This is a genomic window from Streptomyces sp. NPDC097595 (assembly GCF_044761525.1).
Lineage (GTDB): Bacteria > Actinomycetota > Actinomycetes > Streptomycetales > Streptomycetaceae > Streptomyces > Streptomyces drozdowiczii_A.
In genome coordinates this window covers 116,268-133,313 of sequence record NZ_JBIWCN010000021.1, presented here as the reverse complement: position 1 = coordinate 133,313, position 17,046 = coordinate 116,268, and the positions used below count along the sequence as shown (strand labels likewise).

General features: G+C 73.5%; 13 protein-coding genes. 4 read left to right on the top strand and 9 right to left on the bottom strand.

Translation table 11 applies throughout. The features are described 5' to 3' along the window. Positions 1-15 precede the first annotated feature (15 nt). Both ACIQZN_RS28535 and ACIQZN_RS28530 read right to left on the bottom strand, forming a co-directional pair. Positions 16-795 (bottom strand): SDR family NAD(P)-dependent oxidoreductase, encoded by a 780-nt coding sequence (locus ACIQZN_RS28535; RefSeq protein ID WP_403999681.1) that lies wholly within the window; start codon positions 793-795, stop codon positions 16-18. Next, positions 792-2,129: an enolase C-terminal domain-like protein gene (locus ACIQZN_RS28530; protein ID WP_403999678.1), complete on the bottom strand. Its 1,338-nt coding sequence runs from the start codon at positions 2,127-2,129 to the stop codon at positions 792-794. The genes ACIQZN_RS28535 and ACIQZN_RS28530 overlap by 4 nt, the downstream gene beginning before the upstream one ends. Before the next feature lie 232 nt (positions 2,130-2,361). Between ACIQZN_RS28530 and ACIQZN_RS28525 the strand changes: the two genes are divergently transcribed. Next, complete coding sequence (locus ACIQZN_RS28525; protein ID WP_403999675.1) at positions 2,362-3,474, top strand: PAC2 family protein; 1,113 nt, start codon at positions 2,362-2,364, stop codon at positions 3,472-3,474. 60 nt (positions 3,475-3,534) lie between these two features. Here ACIQZN_RS28525 and ACIQZN_RS28520 read toward each other — a convergent pair whose 3' ends face one another. The 5 genes from ACIQZN_RS28520 to ACIQZN_RS28500 form a co-directional block, all read right to left on the bottom strand. Then, positions 3,535-6,585, bottom strand: a complete 3,051-nt coding sequence (locus tag ACIQZN_RS28520; protein ID WP_403999672.1) for an NPCBM/NEW2 domain-containing protein — start codon at positions 6,583-6,585, stop codon at positions 3,535-3,537. A 122-nt stretch (positions 6,586-6,707) separates the two neighbouring features. Further along, complete coding sequence (gene mshC, locus ACIQZN_RS28515) at positions 6,708-7,937, bottom strand: cysteine--1-D-myo-inosityl 2-amino-2-deoxy-alpha-D-glucopyranoside ligase (RefSeq protein ID WP_403999669.1); 1,230 nt, start codon at positions 7,935-7,937, stop codon at positions 6,708-6,710. Between the two features lie 110 nt (positions 7,938-8,047). Beyond that, positions 8,048-8,887 (bottom strand): SCO1664 family protein, encoded by an 840-nt coding sequence (locus ACIQZN_RS28510; protein WP_403999667.1) that lies wholly within the window; start codon positions 8,885-8,887, stop codon positions 8,048-8,050. Then, positions 8,851-9,441, bottom strand: coding sequence for a DUF3090 domain-containing protein (locus tag ACIQZN_RS28505; protein ID WP_403999664.1), 591 nt, complete (start codon positions 9,439-9,441; stop codon positions 8,851-8,853). Before ACIQZN_RS28505 ends, ACIQZN_RS28510 begins: the two co-directional genes overlap by 37 nt. A gap of 93 nt (positions 9,442-9,534) precedes the next feature. Beyond that, entirely contained in the window at positions 9,535-10,233 is a 699-nt protein-coding gene (locus ACIQZN_RS28500) for a histidine phosphatase family protein (protein WP_403999661.1), read from the bottom strand. A 74-nt stretch (positions 10,234-10,307) separates the two neighbouring features. Between ACIQZN_RS28500 and corA the strand changes: the two genes are divergently transcribed. Then, a complete protein-coding gene (gene corA, locus ACIQZN_RS28495) occupies positions 10,308-11,303 on the top strand; it encodes a magnesium/cobalt transporter CorA (RefSeq protein WP_403999658.1) in 996 nt (331 codons plus the stop codon). A 15-nt stretch (positions 11,304-11,318) separates the two neighbouring features. Here corA and ACIQZN_RS28490 read toward each other — a convergent pair whose 3' ends face one another. Together ACIQZN_RS28490 and ACIQZN_RS28485 are read right to left on the bottom strand one after the other, a co-directional pair. After that, positions 11,319-12,107, bottom strand: a complete 789-nt coding sequence (locus tag ACIQZN_RS28490) for a ferritin-like domain-containing protein (RefSeq protein WP_403999655.1) — start codon at positions 12,105-12,107, stop codon at positions 11,319-11,321. 236 nt (positions 12,108-12,343) lie between these two features. Continuing rightward, positions 12,344-13,393, bottom strand: coding sequence for an LLM class F420-dependent oxidoreductase (locus ACIQZN_RS28485; RefSeq protein WP_403999652.1), 1,050 nt, complete (start codon positions 13,391-13,393; stop codon positions 12,344-12,346). Positions 13,394-13,499: 106 nt separating this feature from the next. On the opposite strand from ACIQZN_RS28485, the gene ACIQZN_RS28480 reads away from it, so the two are divergent. Further along, positions 13,500-14,483 carry an aldo/keto reductase gene (locus ACIQZN_RS28480; RefSeq protein WP_403999649.1) on the top strand — a complete coding sequence of 328 codons (984 nt, stop codon included), beginning with the start codon at positions 13,500-13,502 and terminating at the stop codon, positions 14,481-14,483. Positions 14,484-14,830: 347 nt separating this feature from the next. After that, the gene (locus tag ACIQZN_RS28475) at positions 14,831-16,984 is read left to right on the top strand and encodes a helix-hairpin-helix domain-containing protein (protein ID WP_403999739.1); all 2,154 of its coding nucleotides are present in this window, start codon (positions 14,831-14,833) and stop codon (positions 16,982-16,984) included. The last annotated feature ends 62 nt before the right edge of the window (positions 16,985-17,046 follow it).

The window sequence follows — 17,046 nt, the reverse complement described above, 5'->3', positions numbered from 1 at the left end:
GGCGGGGGTGCGGGTTCAGCTGCCGGCGGGGCGCAGGCGCAGGCCCTGCATCCCGCCGTCGACGGCCAGGGCGGTGCCCGTCACGGAGGCCGCGGCGGGGCTCGCGAGGTAGCCGATCGCGGCGGCCACCTCGTCGGCGGAGACCAGCCGGCCCAGCGGCTGCCGGGCGTCGAGCGCGGCGCGTTCGGCCGCCGGGTCCTCCGCCTGGTCCAGCAGCCGGCCGATCCACGGGGTGTCGGCGGTGCCCGGGTTGACGCAGTTGACGCGGACGCCCTCGCGGACGTGGTCGGCGGCCATGGCGAGGGTGAGCGCGAGGACGGCACCCTTGCTCGCGCTGTACAGGGCGCGCTGGGGCAGCCCGGCGGTCGCGGCGATGGAGCAGGTGTGCGTGATGGATACGGCTCCGGGGCGCTCGGCGGCCGCGCGGCGCAGGTGGGGCAGGGCGTGCCGGGCGGCGCGGACCATGCCGAGGACGTTGATGTCGAGGACGCGGGCCCATTCGGCGTCGTCGTTGTCCGTGACGGTGCCGATGGCGCCGATGCCCGCGTTGGACACGAGGGTGTGCAGGGAGCCCAGTTCGGCGGCGGCCCGGTCCACCCCGGCGTGCACGGCGGCGTCGTCGGTGACGTCGGCCTCGACGGCGAGGGCGCCCCGGGGCGTGCCGGAGGTGTCCCGGTCGAGGACGGCGACCTGGGCGCCGCGTTCCAGGAGCAGGGTGGTGACGGCGGCCCCGATGCCGGAGGCGCCGCCGGTGACCAGGGCGTTCATCCCCTCGAAGTCGCGTGTGCCGGTCATCGGCTCTCCTCCTTCTCGTGGCGCCGGGCCTGCCAGACGGGGCCCTGCGGGTAGCGGTGCGCGGCGATGGACTCGGGGCGCATCCTGGCCGAGAAGCCGGGGGACGCCGGGGCGGTGTAGTGGCCGTTGACGATGACGGCCGGGTCGGTGAAGTGCTCGTGGAGGTGGTCGACGTACTCGATCACCCGGTCCTCGCGGCTGCCGGAGACGGCCACGAAGTCGAACATCGAGAGGTGCTGGACGAGTTCGCAGAGCCCGACGCCGCCCGCGTGCGGGCAGACCGGGATGCCGTACTTGGCGGCGAGCAGCAGGATCGCCAGGTTCTCGTTGACGCCGGCGACGCGGGCGGCGTCGATCTGGACGAAGTCGACGGCCCCGGCCTGGAGGAGCTGCTTGAACACGACCCGGTTGGCGACGTGTTCGCCGGTGGCGACCTTGACCGGCTGTCCGGCGCGGACGGCGGCGTGGCCGAGTACGTCGTCGGGGCTGGTGGGCTCCTCGATCCAGTGCGGGTCGTACGGGGCGAGCGCGGTCATCCAGGCGACGGCGTCGGCCACGTCCCAGCGCTGGTTGGCGTCGACGGCGATCCGGACGCCGGGTCCGACGGCCTCGCGGGCGAGCGCCATGCGGCGGACGTCGTCCTCGACCCGGCCGCCGACCTTGAGCTTGATCTGGGTGAAGCCGTCGGCCACGGCCTGCTTGGCGAGCCGGACCAGCTTGTCGTCGGAGTAGCCGAGCCAGCCGGGCGAGGTGGTGTACGCGGGGTAGCCCTCGGCGCGCAGCCGGGCGGCGCGTCCGGCGCGCCCCGGTTCGGCGGCGCGCAGGAGGGCCAGCGCCTCGTCGGGGGTGAGGGCGTCGGTGAGGTAGCGGAAGTCCACGAGGGAGACCAGCTCCTCCGGGGTCATCCCGGCCAGGAACTCCCAGACGGGTCTGCCCGCCAGCTTGGCCGCCAGGTCCCAGGCGGCGTTGACGACCGCACCGGCCGCCATGTGCATCACGCCCTTCTCGGGACCGAGCCAGCGGAGTTGGGAGTCGTGCGTGAGGTCCCGGTACAGGGCGCCGAGGGCGGCGGCCGTACGGGGCACGGGGCGTCCGGTCAGATAAGGGCGCAGGGCCTCGATCGCGGCGGCCATGACCTCGTTGCCGCGGCCGATGGTGAAGCAGAAGCCATGGCCCTCGACCGGCTCGCCGTCCGCGCCGGCGGCGTCGGTCCGCAGGACGACGTAGGCGGCCGAGTAGTCGGGGTCGGGGTTCATGGCGTCCGAGCCGTCCAGTTGTTCCGAGGTCGGAAAACGGATGTCGTGCACCTCGAAATCCGTGACGGTCTGACTCATGCGCGCCCCCAGGGGAAATAACATCGGACCTCTGTTGCGGTCATCCGATGTATAGCCGCCCCCGAGGGCGCAAGTCCAGAGAGAGTCACGAATTTTCCGCCGACAGCTCGGATGTATCGGCCGTACGCTGCTGTACCAGACGAGCACCCGGCCGTGCACGGGGGCTGCGGTCCGGGAGGCCGCAGGCCGTAAGGTTGGTCCGTACGCAAGGGAACTTCGGAAGGAGGCTGGGGTGATCGAGCTCGAGGGCGTGCCCGAGCTGATCGACCCGGTCATGGTGGCCGCGTTCGAGGGGTGGAACGACGCCGGTGACGCCGCCTCCACAGCGGTCGCGCATCTGGACCGGGAGTGGAAGGGCGAGGTGTTCGCGGCGCTGGACGCCGAGGACTACTACGACTTCCAGGTCAACCGCCCGACGGTGTGGCTGGACAACGGGGTACGCAAGATCACCTGGCCGACGACCCGGCTCTCCGTGGTCCGCGTCGGCGGGGACAAGCCCCGCGATCTCGTCCTGGTCCGGGGCATCGAACCGTCCATGCGCTGGCGCTCGTTCTGCAACGAGCTCCTGGGCTTCGCGCATGAACTGGGCGTCGAGATGGTCGTGGTGCTCGGTGCGCTGCTCGGCGACACCCCGCACACCCGCCCGGTCCCGGTCAGCGGGGTGACGTCCGATCCGGACCTGGCCCGCACCATGGACCTGGAGGAGACCAGGTACGAGGGCCCGACCGGCATCGTCGGCATCCTCCAGGAGGCGTGCACCCATGCCGGGGTGCCCGCGGTGAGCCTGTGGGCGGCGGTGCCGCACTATGTGTCGCAGCCGCCCAACCCCAAGGCGACCCTGGCCCTGCTGAACCGGCTAGAGGATCTGCTCGGGCTGCGCATCCCGCTCGGCGAGCTGCCGGAGGACGCGCGGGCGTGGCAGGTCGGCGTCGACCAACTGGCCGCCGAGGACAGCGAGGTGGCCGAGTACGTGCAGACGCTTGAGGAGGCGCGGGACACCGCCGAGCTGCCCGAGGCGAGCGGCGAGGCGATCGCCCGGGAGTTCGAGCGCTATCTGCGGCGCCGCGACCCGGGCCCCGGGCAGCCGCCCGGCGGCCACGCCACGGAGAGCGGCGACGCGACGTACCTCCGGGACACGTCGAGCGGCCGGACGAGACCGCCCAAGCCGGTCCGGCCGGAGGCCGGTCCTGGACAGCCGGGCGGTCCTGGACAGCCGGGCCCCGTAAGCCCGCCGTCCGACGGGCCCGGCGACCGCGCGGACGACAGCCGGGCGGACGACGGCGACGCGGACGACGGCCGCCCCGACGACGACGCGCCGGACGACGGCCCCCCGTCGCAGGACTGAGTGCGGCACGGAGCCGGGCGGGTGCGAACCCGCCCGGCTCCTGCGCTGTGCGACCGTCATTCAGGAGCAGACGAAGCGCGCCGCGCCCCAGTCGCCGTGGTCACCGGTCTTGGACCCGTTCGTGTCCGTGACCTTCAGGCGTACGTGCCGTGCCCCGTCGAGCGCCACGTCGACCGGTACGGTCTCCGACGCGCCGGTCACCTTCGGCGAGGTCCACAGCACCTTGCCATCGGCCTCCACGGAGAACGCGACCTCGCCGTACCCGTTGATCTCGTCGTCGATGCCGGCATCCGCGGTGAACCGGGAGCACTGCCCGCCGAGGTAGACCTCGATGTCGGAGTCGGCGTGGGTGCCGATCCCCTTCTCGTACGTCTTCCCGGCCAGCGTGAGCGGGTGCCCGTCGGCCGCGCCCGACTCGCCGTTGCTGCGGTCCCGTTCGGCGGGGCCGTAGCCGTTGACCGCGTTCAGCCACTCCATGTCGCTCGCCCAGGTCTCACCGGTGGGCGGCGCCGGCATGACGGAGACCGCCAGCCGCTCCGTGGCGGTGCGGGACTCACCCGCCGACCGGTAGCGGGCGAGGGCGGTCAGCCGCTGCTCGCCCGCCTTCGCGTCCTTCGCCGGGGTGACCCGGACCTCGACGCGGCGGGTGGTGCCCGCGGGTATCCGCTTCACGGGCGCGGCGGGGGTGGCCTGCCAGCCCTTCGGGACGTCGAGCGTGACGGACGCGTCCGTGACGTCGGCCCGGCCCGCCGTGACGTCGACGGCGACGGTGCTCGGGGCGCCCGCGCCGGTCTCCTGGCCGCGCGGGGCGGTGACGGAGGCCGTGGCGGCGGCGTTCCGGCCGCCGACCGCGCTGGTGTGCTTGAGCTTCACGGAGAACTTCCGGTCCGTGGGCAGCGGTGCGGTCTTGATCTTCACCACGCCGCCCCGGTCGTCCCGGTCGTAGAACCAGCCCTGCTTCGCCTTCGCGTACGCGGCGGCCGAGGTGAGCCGGGGCAGGTTGCCCTTCAGCTGGACCGCGCTCGGCTCGGAGCCGGTGTGCACGGTGAACTCGTACGGGCGGCTGGTCTGCTTGCCCTTGAACCTCCCCTTGCTCGCGCCGATGTCCACGGTGACGTCGCCGGAGCCCAGGGAGGGTGCGCGGACGTCGGCGGTCTGGGTGGCGTACGCGCCGTCGCGGTGCTCGCGGGTCACGCCGTCGTCCTCGTACAGCGTGAACGAGGAGCGGCCCTGCGGGTAGATGTCCCAGGCCAGCGGGGAGCCGGCGGTGCGGTCGGTGTACGAGCGGATGCCCGGCCACATCGGCACGCTCGCCCCGGCCTTCACGAACAGCGGCAGGGTGTCCAGCGGGGCGCTGTAGTCGTCGAGGGTGACGGGGCCCTGGTAGGTGCGCCCGGTCCAGTAGTCGGTCCAGGTGCCCTTCGGCAGGTAGATGCCGTCGCGCTCGGTGCTGTCCTCGTAGACCGGGGCGACGAGGAAGTCCTCGCCCGACATGAACTCGTACTTCGCGGCGTCGGTCGCGGCCTTCGGGTCGTCCGGGTACTCCAGGACCAGCGGGCGGACCATGCCGACACCGGTCTTGGTCGCCTCGTGCGCGTAGGAGTACTGGTAGGGCAGCAGCGACTCCTTGAGCTTGAGGTAGTCGCGGTTGATGGAGGTGTACGGCTCGCCGTAGCGGAAGGGCTGCTTGTCGCTGGCCGCCCAGCCGTCCATGGTCATCGTGGTCCCCAGGAACATCTTCCACTGGAGGTCACGGGTGTACGTCTTGGCGCTGCCGCCGAAGATGCCGTCGACGTCGCCCGTGGTGTAGGCGAGGCCGGACATCGTGGCGCCCGCGTAGGTCGGGATCTGCCAGCGGATGTAGTCCCAGGTGCCGTACTGGTCGCCGGACCACTGGACCCCGCAGCGCTGCGCGCCGGACCAGCTCTCGGGGGCGTACGTGAAGCCGCGCGCGTCGCTGTTGGCCTCGATGCCCTGGTACGCGTCCTTGCAGCCGTCGAGCGCGAACTTGTAACCGTCGCCGACCCAGGCGACGTCCAGCTTGGCGACCCGCTGCCCGGCCTTGACCTGGTCGGCCAGCTTGTCGATGCCGTCCTCGGTCCAGAGGCCGGCCTGCATGCCCCGGTCCTGGAGGCCCTTCGCTGTCTCGGCGAGATCCTCGTAACCGCAGCCGTAGCCGTCGTTGACGAGCATCCAGCCGTTCGGCATGTCGTTGTCGAGGTAGCCGTCGGCGACCTTCAGCGCGTCCAGGGTGTGGCGCTCGCCCCGGTTGGCGTTGTGCAGATAGCAGTCGGCGTCGCCGATCTCCATGCCGTAGACGGGCGGCAGGAAGGGCTTGCCGGTGAGCTGCGTGTACTGGCCGATCACGTCCTTGGCGCTGTCACCGGCGAAGTAGTACGCGTCGAAGCGCCGCTCCTTCTCGCTGGTGGTCACCGGGTCGTTGAAGGCGTAGGTGCCGGGCGCGAAGGTGTTGCGGAAGACGCCGTAGCCGGCCGACGAGAGGTAGAACGGCACCGAGTTGGGGTGGCCGCCGTCGTCCCAGTTGTAGTCGACGCCCACCTCGACGGTCTTGTCCCGGTGCGAGGTGTTGCCCCGGCCGTTCTGCATGCCGGCGCCGTAGAACTGCTCGTCGGCGCCGCGCGCCAGGGTCTGGGTGGTCTGCTCGGCGTCCCAGCTCAGCCCCTTCGCCTCGGACCAGACCCGGCTGCCGTCCGCCCGATAGAGGGCGAACCGCAAAGGCGACTTGTAGACACGGAGGGTGACGCTCCGGGTGGACAGCTCGTAGCGGTCGCCGCGCTCCTTCCAGCGGGTGCGCGGCGGGGTGCCCTGCGGCAGCACGATGGCGTCGCCGGCGGGGTCCTCGAAGGTGCCCTCGGGGGCGAGTTCGATGCGGAAGGTCTCCTCAGAGACGAAGCTGACCCTGGCCTTCGCCGCCCCCGCCGTCAGGCGGTACACGGCCCCGTCGGCCGCGAAGCCGGTGAGATCGCCGACCGTCGCCCCGGCGGGCTCCGCCGTGTCGTCGGCGCGGGCGGCACCCGGTCCGGTGAGTACGGCGAGGAGTCCCAGCAGCGCTGCAACTACCGCCGATCTGATGCGCGTTGATGATTGCATAGAGCGCTTTTAGCGCAGCACCGAGCATTTGACCATGGACAAAACGGAACCGGCCCCGAACTTCATGAAGAAGTCCGGGGCCGGTGAAGTCGGTTGCTACGACGGAGAGTTACGAAAATGAACTACAGGGCCACGCCGAGGAGGGCGTCCACGGCACGGGAGACGAGGCCGGGCGCCCCCTCGTCCGTACCGCCCTCGGCGGTCTGCCGCTCGGCCCAGCGGTCCACCGCGGCCAGCGCGGCCGGGGCGTCCAGGTCGTCGGCGAGGGCCGCGCGGACCTCCTCGACCAGGGCGTCGGCGGACAGCCCGTCCGGGCGGGAGACGGCGGCGCGCCAGCGGTCGAGCCGGGCCACCGCGTCGGCGAGCACCTGGTCGGTCCACTCCCAGTCGGAGCGGTAGTGGTGGGCGAGCAGGGCCAGGCGGATCGCGGCCGGGTCCACGCCGTCGCGGCGGAGCGCGGAGACGAAGACGAGGTTGCCCTTGGACTTGGACATCTTCTCGCCGTCCAGAGCGACCATGCCGGCGTGCACGTACGCCTGGGCGAAGGGGTGCTCGCCGGTGAGCACCTGGGCGTGCGAGGCGCCCATCTCGTGGTGCGGGAAGGCCAGGTCGGAGCCGCCGCCCTGGACGTCGAAGCCCATGCCAAGGTGGTCGAGGGCGATGGCCACGCACTCGATGTGCCAGCCGGGGCGTCCGGCGCCGAGGGAGCCGCCGTCCCAGCTGGGCTCGCCCTCGCGGGCGGCCATCCAGAGCATGGGGTCGAGCGGGTTCTTCTTGCCGGGGCGCTCCGGGTCGCCGCCGCGTTCGGCGGAGAGCAGGCGCATGGCCTCGGCGTCGAGGTTCGACACCTCGCCGAAGTGCGGGTCGGTGTCGACGGAGAAGTAGATGTCGCCGTCGAGCTCGTAGGCGGCGCCCGCGTCACGGAGCCGTTCGACGAGCGGCACGATGCCGGGTATCGCCTCGACGGCGCCGATGTAGTGGCGCGGCGGGAGCATGCGGAGTGCGGTCATGTCCTCGCGGAACAGGGCCGTCTCGCGCTCCGCGAGCTCGGTCCAGTCCTGTCCGTCGCGCACGGCCCGCTCCAGCAGCGGGTCGTCCACGTCCGTCACGTTCTGGACATAGTGAACCTGCCGCTTGGTGTCGAGCCACACGCGCTGCACGAGGTCGAACGCGTTGTAGGTCGCCGCATGACCCATGTGGGTCGCGTCGTACGGCGTGATGCCGCAGACGTAGATGCGGGCGACGGGACCGGGGTCAAGGGTGATCCGTCCGCCGGTCGCGGTGTCGTGGATCCGAAGGTCGCGGCCCTTGCCGGGCAGGGCGGGGACCTCAGAAGCGGGCCAGGCATGCATGCCACGAGCGTAACCGGATGCGGCTTCCGGATACGAACCGGAGGGGTCATCCTGACCGAAGAGGCACTCTTGCGCCGCCGCGCACGGCGTGCATCGGGGCGGACCGGCCGTCAGACGGGCGGCCAGGGGATGGCGGGCCACTCGGCGCTGGGCTCCCGGTGCAGCCCGGTCTCCCGCAGGCCGGCCACGCGGGCCCGCAGGGCCTCGATCTCGGCCGCCGTGATGAGTTCGGCCAGCCGGGTGAGCAGCGGGGCCCCGGGCTCCAGTGCGGCGGCCAGCCGGTCCAGGACCTCGACGGCCTCGGCGGTCAGCGGTTCGCCCGCCCAGCCCCAGAGCAGGGTGCGCAGCTTGTCGTCGGCGTTGAAGGTCACCCCGTGGTCGATGCCGTAGAGCCGGCCGCCGGGCGCGGGCAGCAGGTGGCCGCCCTTGCGGTCGCCGTTGTTGATGACGGCGTCCAGGACGGCGAGCCGCCGCAGCCGGGGGTCGTCCGCGTGCACCAGCAGGGCGGTCCTGCCCTCCCCCACCTCGGCGAACGCGACGGCCTTCCAGCCCTCGCCGGGCTCCTCGTCCTCGACCAGCGCGAGCAGCCCGGGCTCGTCCTCGCCCGGCTCCTCGGCCTCGATCCACAGCTGGCACATGCCCTGGCCGTACGGCCCGTCCCGCAGCACGGTCGGCGGGATCAGCCCCCAGCCCATGGCCTCGGAGACCTCGTAGGCGGCCACCTCGCGCTGGGCGAGGGTGCCGTCGGGGAAGTCCCAGAGCGGCTGCTCGCCGGCCACCGGCTTGTACACGCAGTACGCCTCCTCGCCCTCGTGGGCGACGGAGCAGTACAGCACCGCGTTGGAGGCGCCGCGGACCTGCCCGAGGACGGTGAGCGTGCCCTCGGCCAGCAGGGCGACCTGCTCCGCGTCGCTCAGGCGCCCCGGCGGTATCCGTTCTGGCGCGGGCATACGTGTCCTTCCGGGTCGAGCGGCAGGCTGCACAGCGGGCAGGGCGGGCGGCCGGCGTTGACCACGTCCAGGGCGCGCTTGGCGAAGGCGCGGGCCTGGGCGCCGGTGAGCCGGACGCGGAGCATCGGCGGGCCGTTCTCCTCGTCCTGGAGCAGCCGCTCCTCGGCCTCGGCCAGGTCCTCGACGGAGTCGGCGTCCAGCTCGACCAGGGCCTGCGCCTCCACGATCATGCGCTGCTCCTCGCCGTCCCAGGCGAGCGCCATGGTGCCGACGCGGAACTCCTCCTCGACGGGGACGTCGAGCGGCGCGGTGTCCGTGACGTCCATCGGGGCGACCGCGGGCACCGGCGAGTTGCCGCCGGTGCGGCGTACGACCTCGTCGAGCAGTTCGTCCACGCGCTCGGCGAGCGCGGAGACCTGGGTCTTCTCCAGGGCCACGCTGGTGACACGTCCGCCTGAGGATGCCTGCAGGAAGAACGTACGGCGCCCAGGCAGCCCGACCGTGCCGGCCACGAAGCGGTCCGGGGGGTCGTAGAGGAACACCTGACGGGACACGTCCTGTCTCCCTTGAGAGTCGACGGGCAGATGGGGGTGGGCCGGAGCCTCGGAAAGCGTTCTACGGCGCGACCACCCTACTGCGCGCGGCGATCACGGCGCCCCAGCGCCGCCCCCCACCGCCGCGTCCCCGGCGGCACCGGCGTCCGGGCCCGGTTCGCGGGGCGCGAGTCCGGCGAGGTCGCCCGTGTCGCCGAGCCGCACCAGATAGGGGCGGAGCCTCGTGTAGCGGATCGCGGTGACCGAGCACGGGTCGGCGTGAACGCGCTGGAAGAGGTCCAGATGCATGCCGAGCGCGTCGGCGACGAGGGACTTGATGATGTCGCCGTGCGAGCACATGACGTACGCGGCGTTCTCGCCGTGCTCCGCCTCGATCCGCGCGTTCCACTCCCGTACCGCGTCGACGGCGCGGGCCTGCATCGCGCGCATCGACTCGCCGCCGGGGAAGGCGGCGGCGGAGGGGTGCTGCTGGACCACGGTCATCAGCGGTTCGTCGGTGAGCTCGGCGAGCTTGCGGCCCGACCAGTCGCCGTAGTCGCACTCGCTGATCCGGTCCTCGATGTGCAGCGGCAGGTCCGGGCGGGCGGCCAGCAGGGGTTCCAGGGTCTCCCGGCAGCGTTGCAGGGGGCTGCTGACGGCGGCGGCGAGCGGCAGTGCGGCCAGCCGTCCGGGGAGCGCGGCGGCCTGCGCGGCGCCGCGCTCGTCGAGGGCGACGCCGGGGGTCCGGCCCGCGAGCACCCCGGCCGTGTTGGCGGTGGAGCGTCCGTGGCGTACGAGGATCAGGGTGGGCATGCCGTCCAGCGTACGGGCGCCGCCCGGTTTCCCGGCGGGGCCAAAGGTGCATACCGGGCCGCACTCAGGGAAGAATGCGCGCCGTGATTGTCGACTGCGCCATTTACCGCGACGGACGCCGGACCGAGGGCCCCGCCGATTTCTCCGACGCGCTCGCCCAGGCGCGGGAGTCCGGCGACGCGTTCCTCTGGATCGGCCTGCACGAGCCGACGGAGAAGGAGTTCGACCTCGTCAGCCACGAGTTCGGGCTGCACCCGCTGGCCGTGGAGGACGCCCTCTCCGCCCATCAGCGGCCGAAGCTGGAGGTGTACGACGACTCGCTGTTCGCGGTGATCAAACCGGTCCTGTACGACCACGACAGCGACACGGTCACCACGCACGAGCTGATGGTGTTCATGGGCGACTCGTTCGTCGTGACCGTGCGGCACGGCGAGGGCGCGCCGCTGGCCGCCGTACGTCGCCGTCTCGAAGCGGAGCCGGAGGTGCTGCGGCACGGGCCGACAGCCGTCCTGTACGCGGTGAGCGACGCGATCGTGGACCACTACATAGACGTGGCGGGCGAGCTCCAGGTCGACCTGGAGGAGCTGGAGACGCAGGTCTTCGCGCCGAGCGGTACGGACGACTCCAAGAACACCGCGGCGCGCATCTACACCTTCAAGCGCCAGGTGCTGGAATTCCGCCGGGCGACCGTCCCGCTGTCCGGTCCGATGGCCCGGCTGGCGAGCGCCGGGGTGCCGTTCGTCCAGGAGCACGCGCAGCCGTTCTTCCGGGACGTGCAGGACCATCTGACCCGGGCCAACGAGCAGGTGGAGGGCCTTGACCGGCTGCTGTCCGACATCCTGTCCGCGCATCTCGCGCAGATGGGGGTGCGGCAGAACGACGACATGCGCAAGATCTCCGCCTGGGCGGCGATGGCCGCGGTGCCGACGATGGTCGCGGGGATCTACGGGATGAACTTCGAGCACATGCCGGAGCTGCGGTGGGTGGGCTCGTACCCGGTGGTGCTGCTGCTGATGGCGGGGGCGGTCGTGGGCCTGTACCGCCAGTTCAAGCGGCGCGGCTGGCTCTGACGGCGCCCGGCCCGCTCAGGCGTACTCGGGCGCGGGTGTCGCGGGTCCGCCGAGGGCGTCGCGCCGGGTCGGCGGTGCCAGGCTGACCATGCGCCGCCAGCCGCCGAGGCGTTCGTACGCGTACATGGCGTGGATGCCCGCGGCGAGCACTCCGGCCTTCGCCCGGGACCAGCCGAGCACCCGGCCCATGTGGTCCATGACGGCGAGGCTGACGTCGCGGTAGACCCGGATCTCGGCGAGCGCGCACTCGCGCAGGATGCTCTGGATCGTGCGGCCGTGCCCGGCCCGCGCGAAGCGCAGCAGCTCCTCGTGGCAGTACGCGAGGTGGTTGTCCTCGTCGTGGGAGATCATCCGGACCGCGCGGCCCAGCTCGGGGTGGTCCGCGAAGTGCTTGTTCAGCAGCCGCATCTGCTCGGAGGCGCGCTGTTCGGTGACCCGGCTGTGGGCCAGGTACGTGATGATGTCGCGCTCGGTCAGGGGCTCGTCGCGGCCCAGCTGCTCGTGCGCGAGTCCGATGCCGTGACGCTCCAGGAGCATCGTGTAGTCGGTGTCCGGGGGGACGGGCCCGGGGGCCAGGCCGCGCTTCTTGAGCAGGGCGTTGAAGATCCTGCCGTGCTTGTCCTCGTCGGCCCCGTGCCGGGCGATCTTGGGGGCCAGCGGGCGCTGGCTCGCGGGGACGAGGGCCGCGATCCGGCCGTTCTCCCAGCCGCCCTGGGACTCGCCGCTGGCCGCGATGGAGCAGAACAGCCGGAACGAGTCGTCGTTGTCGAGGATCTCCTGGAACAGGTTCTTTGCCGAGAGCATCACTGCCACCTCCGTGCCGGCGCCGCCGAGCGCCAGTCAAATGCGGCGGGGCGGGGCGGGCAACAGGCGCTGGGCCGAACGGGTGGCGCGGGAGCGACGGTGCGGGCCGGATCGCGGCGGGCGAACCGTTTTTGCGTGGACCCGTAACCCCGCCGCGCCGCCCGCGTTGTTCCCCGTGACGGCCGTGGCGGGGAGGACCCCCGAGCCCCCACCACGGCCGCAGAGCCTCTTCCGCGTTACGCGAGCCCGGCGCGCTCCAGCGCGTCCGTGCCGGCCCGGAGCGCCGCGATCCGCTCGTCCAGGGTGAAGCCGGCCGGTGCCAGGGTCAGGGTCGTGACCCCCACCTCCGCGTACGCCTGCATGCGCTCGGAGATGCGCTCCACGGACCCGAGCAGCGTGGTCTGGTCGATCAGCTGGTGCGGTACGGCGGCCGCCGCGCCGCTCTTGTCGCCGGAGAGGTACTTCTCCTGGATCTCGGCGGCCTCCTTCTCGTACCCCATGCGCTGCGCGAGCCGGTTGTAGAAGTTCTGCTTGGCGCTGCCCATGCCGCCGACGTACAGCGCGGTGTAGGGGCGGAACATGTCCGCGAGGCCGGGGATGTCGTCGCCGATGGCGAGCGGGACGGTCGGGCAGACGTCGAAGCCCTCCATCGTCTTGCCCGCCTTCTCGCGGCCGGCCCGCAGATGGCTGACCGCGGTCTCCTCCAGGTGCTCGGCCGACGGGAAGATCAGCAGGGCGCCGTCGGCGATCTCGCCGGTCTGCTCCAGGTTCTTCGGGCCGATCGCGGCGATGTAGAGCGGGATGTGCTCGCGCTGCGGGTGCACGGTCAGCTTGAGCGGCTTGCCCGGGCCGTCCGGCAGCGGGAGCGTCCAGTGCTCGCCCTCGTACGAAAGCCGCTCGCGGGTCATCGCCTTGCGGACGATGTCCACGTACTCGCGGGTGCGGGCCAGCGGCTTGTCGAACTTGACGCCGTACCAGCCCTCGGAGACCTGCGGGCCCGACACACCGAGGCCGAGGCGGAACCGGCCGCCCGACAGGGAGTCGAGCGTGGCCGCCGTCATGGCCGTCATCGCGGGCTGGCGCGCCGGGATCTGGAGGATGGCGGAGCCGACGTCGATGGACTCCGTCTGCGCCGCCACCCAGGCCAGCACGGTCGGCGCGTCGGAGCCGTACGCCTCGGCCGCCCAGCAGACGTCGTAGCCGAGCCGGTCGGCCTCCTGTGCGACGGCGAGATTGTCGCCGTCCATTCCCGCGCCCCAGTAGCCGAGATTGATGCCGAGCCGCATAGCCGAACCCCTTACCGATCAGTAACGTCCCTGAGTTCCGGACTCTAGCGCGCGGGAAGTTGATCCGGCAGGGGGCCGCCCCACGCCGGTTGTAATCTCAGCGCCCATGGAGCAGAGGCATCTGGGCCGCACCGGCCTTCGTGTGTCCAGGATCGGGCTCGGCACCCTCACCTGGGGCCGGGACACCGACGAGCACGACGCTGCGGAGCAGCTGAAGGTGTTCTGGGAGGCGGGCGGCACGCTGGTCGACACGGCCGATGTGTACGGGGGCGGCGAGGCCGAGTATCTGCTCGGGCAGCTCGTGGACGGCCTGGTGCCCAGGCGCGACCTGGTCATCGCGACCAAGGCGGGCAGCGTCGCCGACCCGTACCGCAGGGTCGACGCCTCGCGCGGGCACCTGCTGGCGGCGCTCGACGCCTCGCTGAGCCGGCTCGGCACGGATTACGTGGACCTGTGGCAGCTCCACGCGTTCGATCCGGAGACCCCGCTGGAGGAGACGCTCCAGACGCTGGACCTCGCGGTGTCCTCCGGGCGCGCCCGCTATGCCGGGGTGTCCGGCTTCTGCGGCTGGCAGCTCGCGAAGGCGGCGACCTGGCAGCTCGCCGCGCCCGGGACGCGGACCCGGCTCGCCGCGACGCAGATGGAGTACTCGCTGCTCCAGCGCGGCGTGGAACGCGAGGTGCTGCCCGCCGCGCTCGACCTCGGTGTCGGGCTGCTGCCCTCGTCGCCGCTGGGCCGGGGCGTGCTGACGGGCAAGTACCGCACGGGCACACCGTCCGACTCGCGCGGCGCGTCCGAACTGCTCGCCCCCTTCGTCGAGCCGTATCTGGACGACGCGGCGAGCCGCATCGTGGACGCGGTGTCGACCGCCGCCGACGGGCTGGCCACCACGCCCGTACAGGTCGCCCTGGCCTGGGTCCGGGACCGGCCCGGGGTCGCGGCTCCGATCGTCGGCGCGCGCAACGCGCAGCAGCTGACGGAGGCGTTGTCAGTGGAGACGCTTAGTCTTCCTGACGAGATCTGCCAGGCGCTGGACGATGTGTCGGCGCCCGTGCACCGCTATCCCGACCAGGACTGGAGCACGCTGTGACCGCGCTACCCCGGGGAGAATCCCCCGGCCCCCCGGCCACCGACGAAACCGCTGACGCGGCGAGCGAGCCGGAGGTCGGCCCGGCGGCCGACGCCGTGGCCGGCGCGGGCGCGGCGGCGGACGAAGCGCCGGACGGCGACGACGCGCACGACGGCCCCCGCGCTGAGCCCGACGCGGGCGCCTCGGACGGCGAGGAGGCGGGGCCTTCGGCCGACGGCAGCGCGGCGGCCGACGCGGGCGGCCGGAGCACCGGAGCGGACGCGGGCGCCTCGGACGGTACGGACGGCGACGGGGCCGGGCCGGCGGCCGACGACGGCGCGGAGGCCGATGCCGATGCTGTGGCCGGCATGGGCGCACCCGCTGACCCGGCGAGCGAGCCGGGGGCCGACGAGGGTGCCTCGGCCGGTGGGGACGGCGAGGGGACCGGGCCTGCGGCCGACGCCGTGGCGGGCGAGGCGCCGGAGGGGGCCCCCGGTCCGGAGGCCGGCGCCGGAGGCGCCCCCGCGCTTTCCGAGGCCGAGGCCGAGATCGCCGCTCAGCGGGAATTGCGGGAGCGGATCGAGAAGCGGAAGGCCGAGAAGGACGGGCCCATCGAGGCCGGGGGGAAGCTGAGCGGGACCGCCGCCGATCTGCTGGCGGCCGTCCGGGCCGTGGAGGGCGGGCAGAAGCCCGCCACCGCGTTCTACGACTCGCCCGCACCGGCGCCCGCCCGCCGGACGACGACGGCCCCCGCCCCCGCCCCGGTGCGGGAACAGGCCCCCGCACCCCGGGCCGCCTCGCCCGAGAGCGTCACCGCCGTGGCGGCCGTGCTGGCCGCCGGCGGTGCCCCCGCCGCCCTGGGCCGGTCCGCCGCAGCGCTGCTCGGGGACCGGGCCGCCGAGCTCCTGCGCGAGGACCCCTGGCAGCTGCTGGCCCTGCCCGGCGTCGGGCCCGACCAGGCGGACGGCTTCGCCCGGGCGCTGCTCGGCGCGGCGGCCGGCCCGGACGACGAGCGCCGCACCGCCGCCCTGACCGGCTGGGTCCTGGAGCAGGCCGCGCTCCGGGGCCACACCGCGCTGGACGCCGACCGGGTGCGCGAGGCGCTGGCCGGCCGGGGCGTGAGCGACCCCGAGGCAGCCGTGCAGCACGCCGTCGCGGAGGGCGTCGTGCTGGTCTTCCAGGACGGTCCGGAGGAGCAGGAGCAGGGCGACGAGGAGGCGGCCGAGGCCGTCGCTCCGGGCCCCGTGCTCCTCGGCCTCGACCGGTACGCCCTGGCGGAGGAGAGCCTCGCCGACGGGCTGGCCCGGCTGGTCAACGGCGGCGACAAGGAGGCGGACTGGTCGGAGGCGTCCGCCGCCGCGCCCTCCCCCTCGGCCGCCGAGCTGATCCGCGCGGCCGCCGCCCACGGCCTCGTCGCGCACACGGGCGGCGAGGCGGCCCGGGCCGAGCCGGCCGCCCTGATCGCCGCCGCCCGGGGGCTCGGCCTGCGCGCCCTGGGCGCCGCGCACAGTGTGGACGGCCGCCGGAGGCTCGCCGAGGACATCGGCGCCCCGGAGGCGGCCGTCACGCTCGCCGGGCTGCTGTCGGGCGCCGAGGGGCCGGGGCGGGACGAGGAGGGCGCGCTCGCGCTCGACCTGCTCGTCGTGCTGGACGCGCCCCAGCTGGACGTGGAGACCGCCGCGATGCTGGTGGAGTCCCTGGCCGACGGCGTCCGCCTGGTCCTCAGCGGCGACCCGGGCGTGCTCGGCTCGGCGGGCGCCGGGCAGGTGTTCGCCGATGTGCTGGCCGCCCGCGCCTGCCCCCGCGTCGTCTCCCGCACCCCGGACGCCGGACCGATCGGCGAGCTGGTCTCGGGCATCGGCATCGGTGAGCTGAACCAGGTGGCGGCGCCCGGCAAGGAGGTCGTCATCGTCCCGGTCCGGGAGGCGGGCGAGGCGGTGCACCGCACGGTGCAGCTCGTCGCCGACTCGGTGCCGCGCGCCATCGGGGTGCCGTCCGAGGACACCCAGGTCATCACGGTGGGCCACGGCGGCGCGGCGGGCACCCGCGCGCTGAACGAGGCCCTGAAGCAGCGGCTCAACCCGGGCCCCGGCCGCTTCGGCGGGTTCGACCCGGGCGACCGGGTCGCCCATGTCCCGGCGCCGGGGCGGACGGTGCCCGGTGTGGTGGTGTCGGCGGACGCGGAGGGGCTGCACCTGGACTGTGCGGGGACCCCCGTCGTCGTACCGCAGGAGCAGGTGGCGGACTCGGTGCGCCACGCGTGGGCGCTCAGTGCCCACCAGGCGGCCGGGATGCGGTGGCCGGCGGCCGTCGTGGTACTGCCGGGCGACGCAGCGCGCGGGCTGAGCCGGCCGTGGGTCTACACCGCGTTCGGCCGGGGCGAGCGCCATCTCTCCGTGGTGCACGGCGTCGACCAGGCCCTGCCGCGCGCGGTGGCCGAGGTGCCCGCCCAGGAGCGCAGCACGCGCCTGCGGGCCCTGCTGGAGGCGTCCCAGGAAGCCCAGGAGCCCGCGGAGCGGTGAGACGGCCGGAGGGCCCCCGCGTACGCCTGGCGCGTCCGTGGGGGCCCTCCGGGGGCTGCGGC

Coding starts and splice junctions, on each gene's coding strand:
- ACIQZN_RS28535 (WP_403999681.1), bottom strand. CDS start 795: ATGACCGGCACACGCGACTTCGAGGGGATGAACGCCCTGGTCACCGGC.
- ACIQZN_RS28530 (WP_403999678.1), bottom strand. CDS start 2,129: ATGAGTCAGACCGTCACGGATTTCGAGGTGCACGACATCCGTTTTCCG.
- ACIQZN_RS28520 (WP_403999672.1), bottom strand. CDS start 6,585: ATGCAATCATCAACGCGCATCAGATCGGCGGTAGTTGCAGCGCTGCTG.
- mshC (WP_403999669.1), bottom strand. CDS start 7,937: ATGCATGCCTGGCCCGCTTCTGAGGTCCCCGCCCTGCCCGGCAAGGGC.
- ACIQZN_RS28510 (WP_403999667.1), bottom strand. CDS start 8,887: ATGCCCGCGCCAGAACGGATACCGCCGGGGCGCCTGAGCGACGCGGAG.
- ACIQZN_RS28500 (WP_403999661.1), bottom strand. CDS start 10,233: ATGCCCACCCTGATCCTCGTACGCCACGGACGCTCCACCGCCAACACG.
- corA (WP_403999658.1), top strand. CDS start 10,308: ATGCGCGCCGTGATTGTCGACTGCGCCATTTACCGCGACGGACGCCGG.
- ACIQZN_RS28490 (WP_403999655.1), bottom strand. CDS start 12,107: ATGCTCTCGGCAAAGAACCTGTTCCAGGAGATCCTCGACAACGACGAC.
- ACIQZN_RS28485 (WP_403999652.1), bottom strand. CDS start 13,393: ATGCGGCTCGGCATCAATCTCGGCTACTGGGGCGCGGGAATGGACGGC.
- ACIQZN_RS28480 (WP_403999649.1), top strand. CDS start 13,500: ATGGAGCAGAGGCATCTGGGCCGCACCGGCCTTCGTGTGTCCAGGATC.
- ACIQZN_RS28475 (WP_403999739.1), top strand. CDS start 14,831: ATGGGCGCACCCGCTGACCCGGCGAGCGAGCCGGGGGCCGACGAGGGT.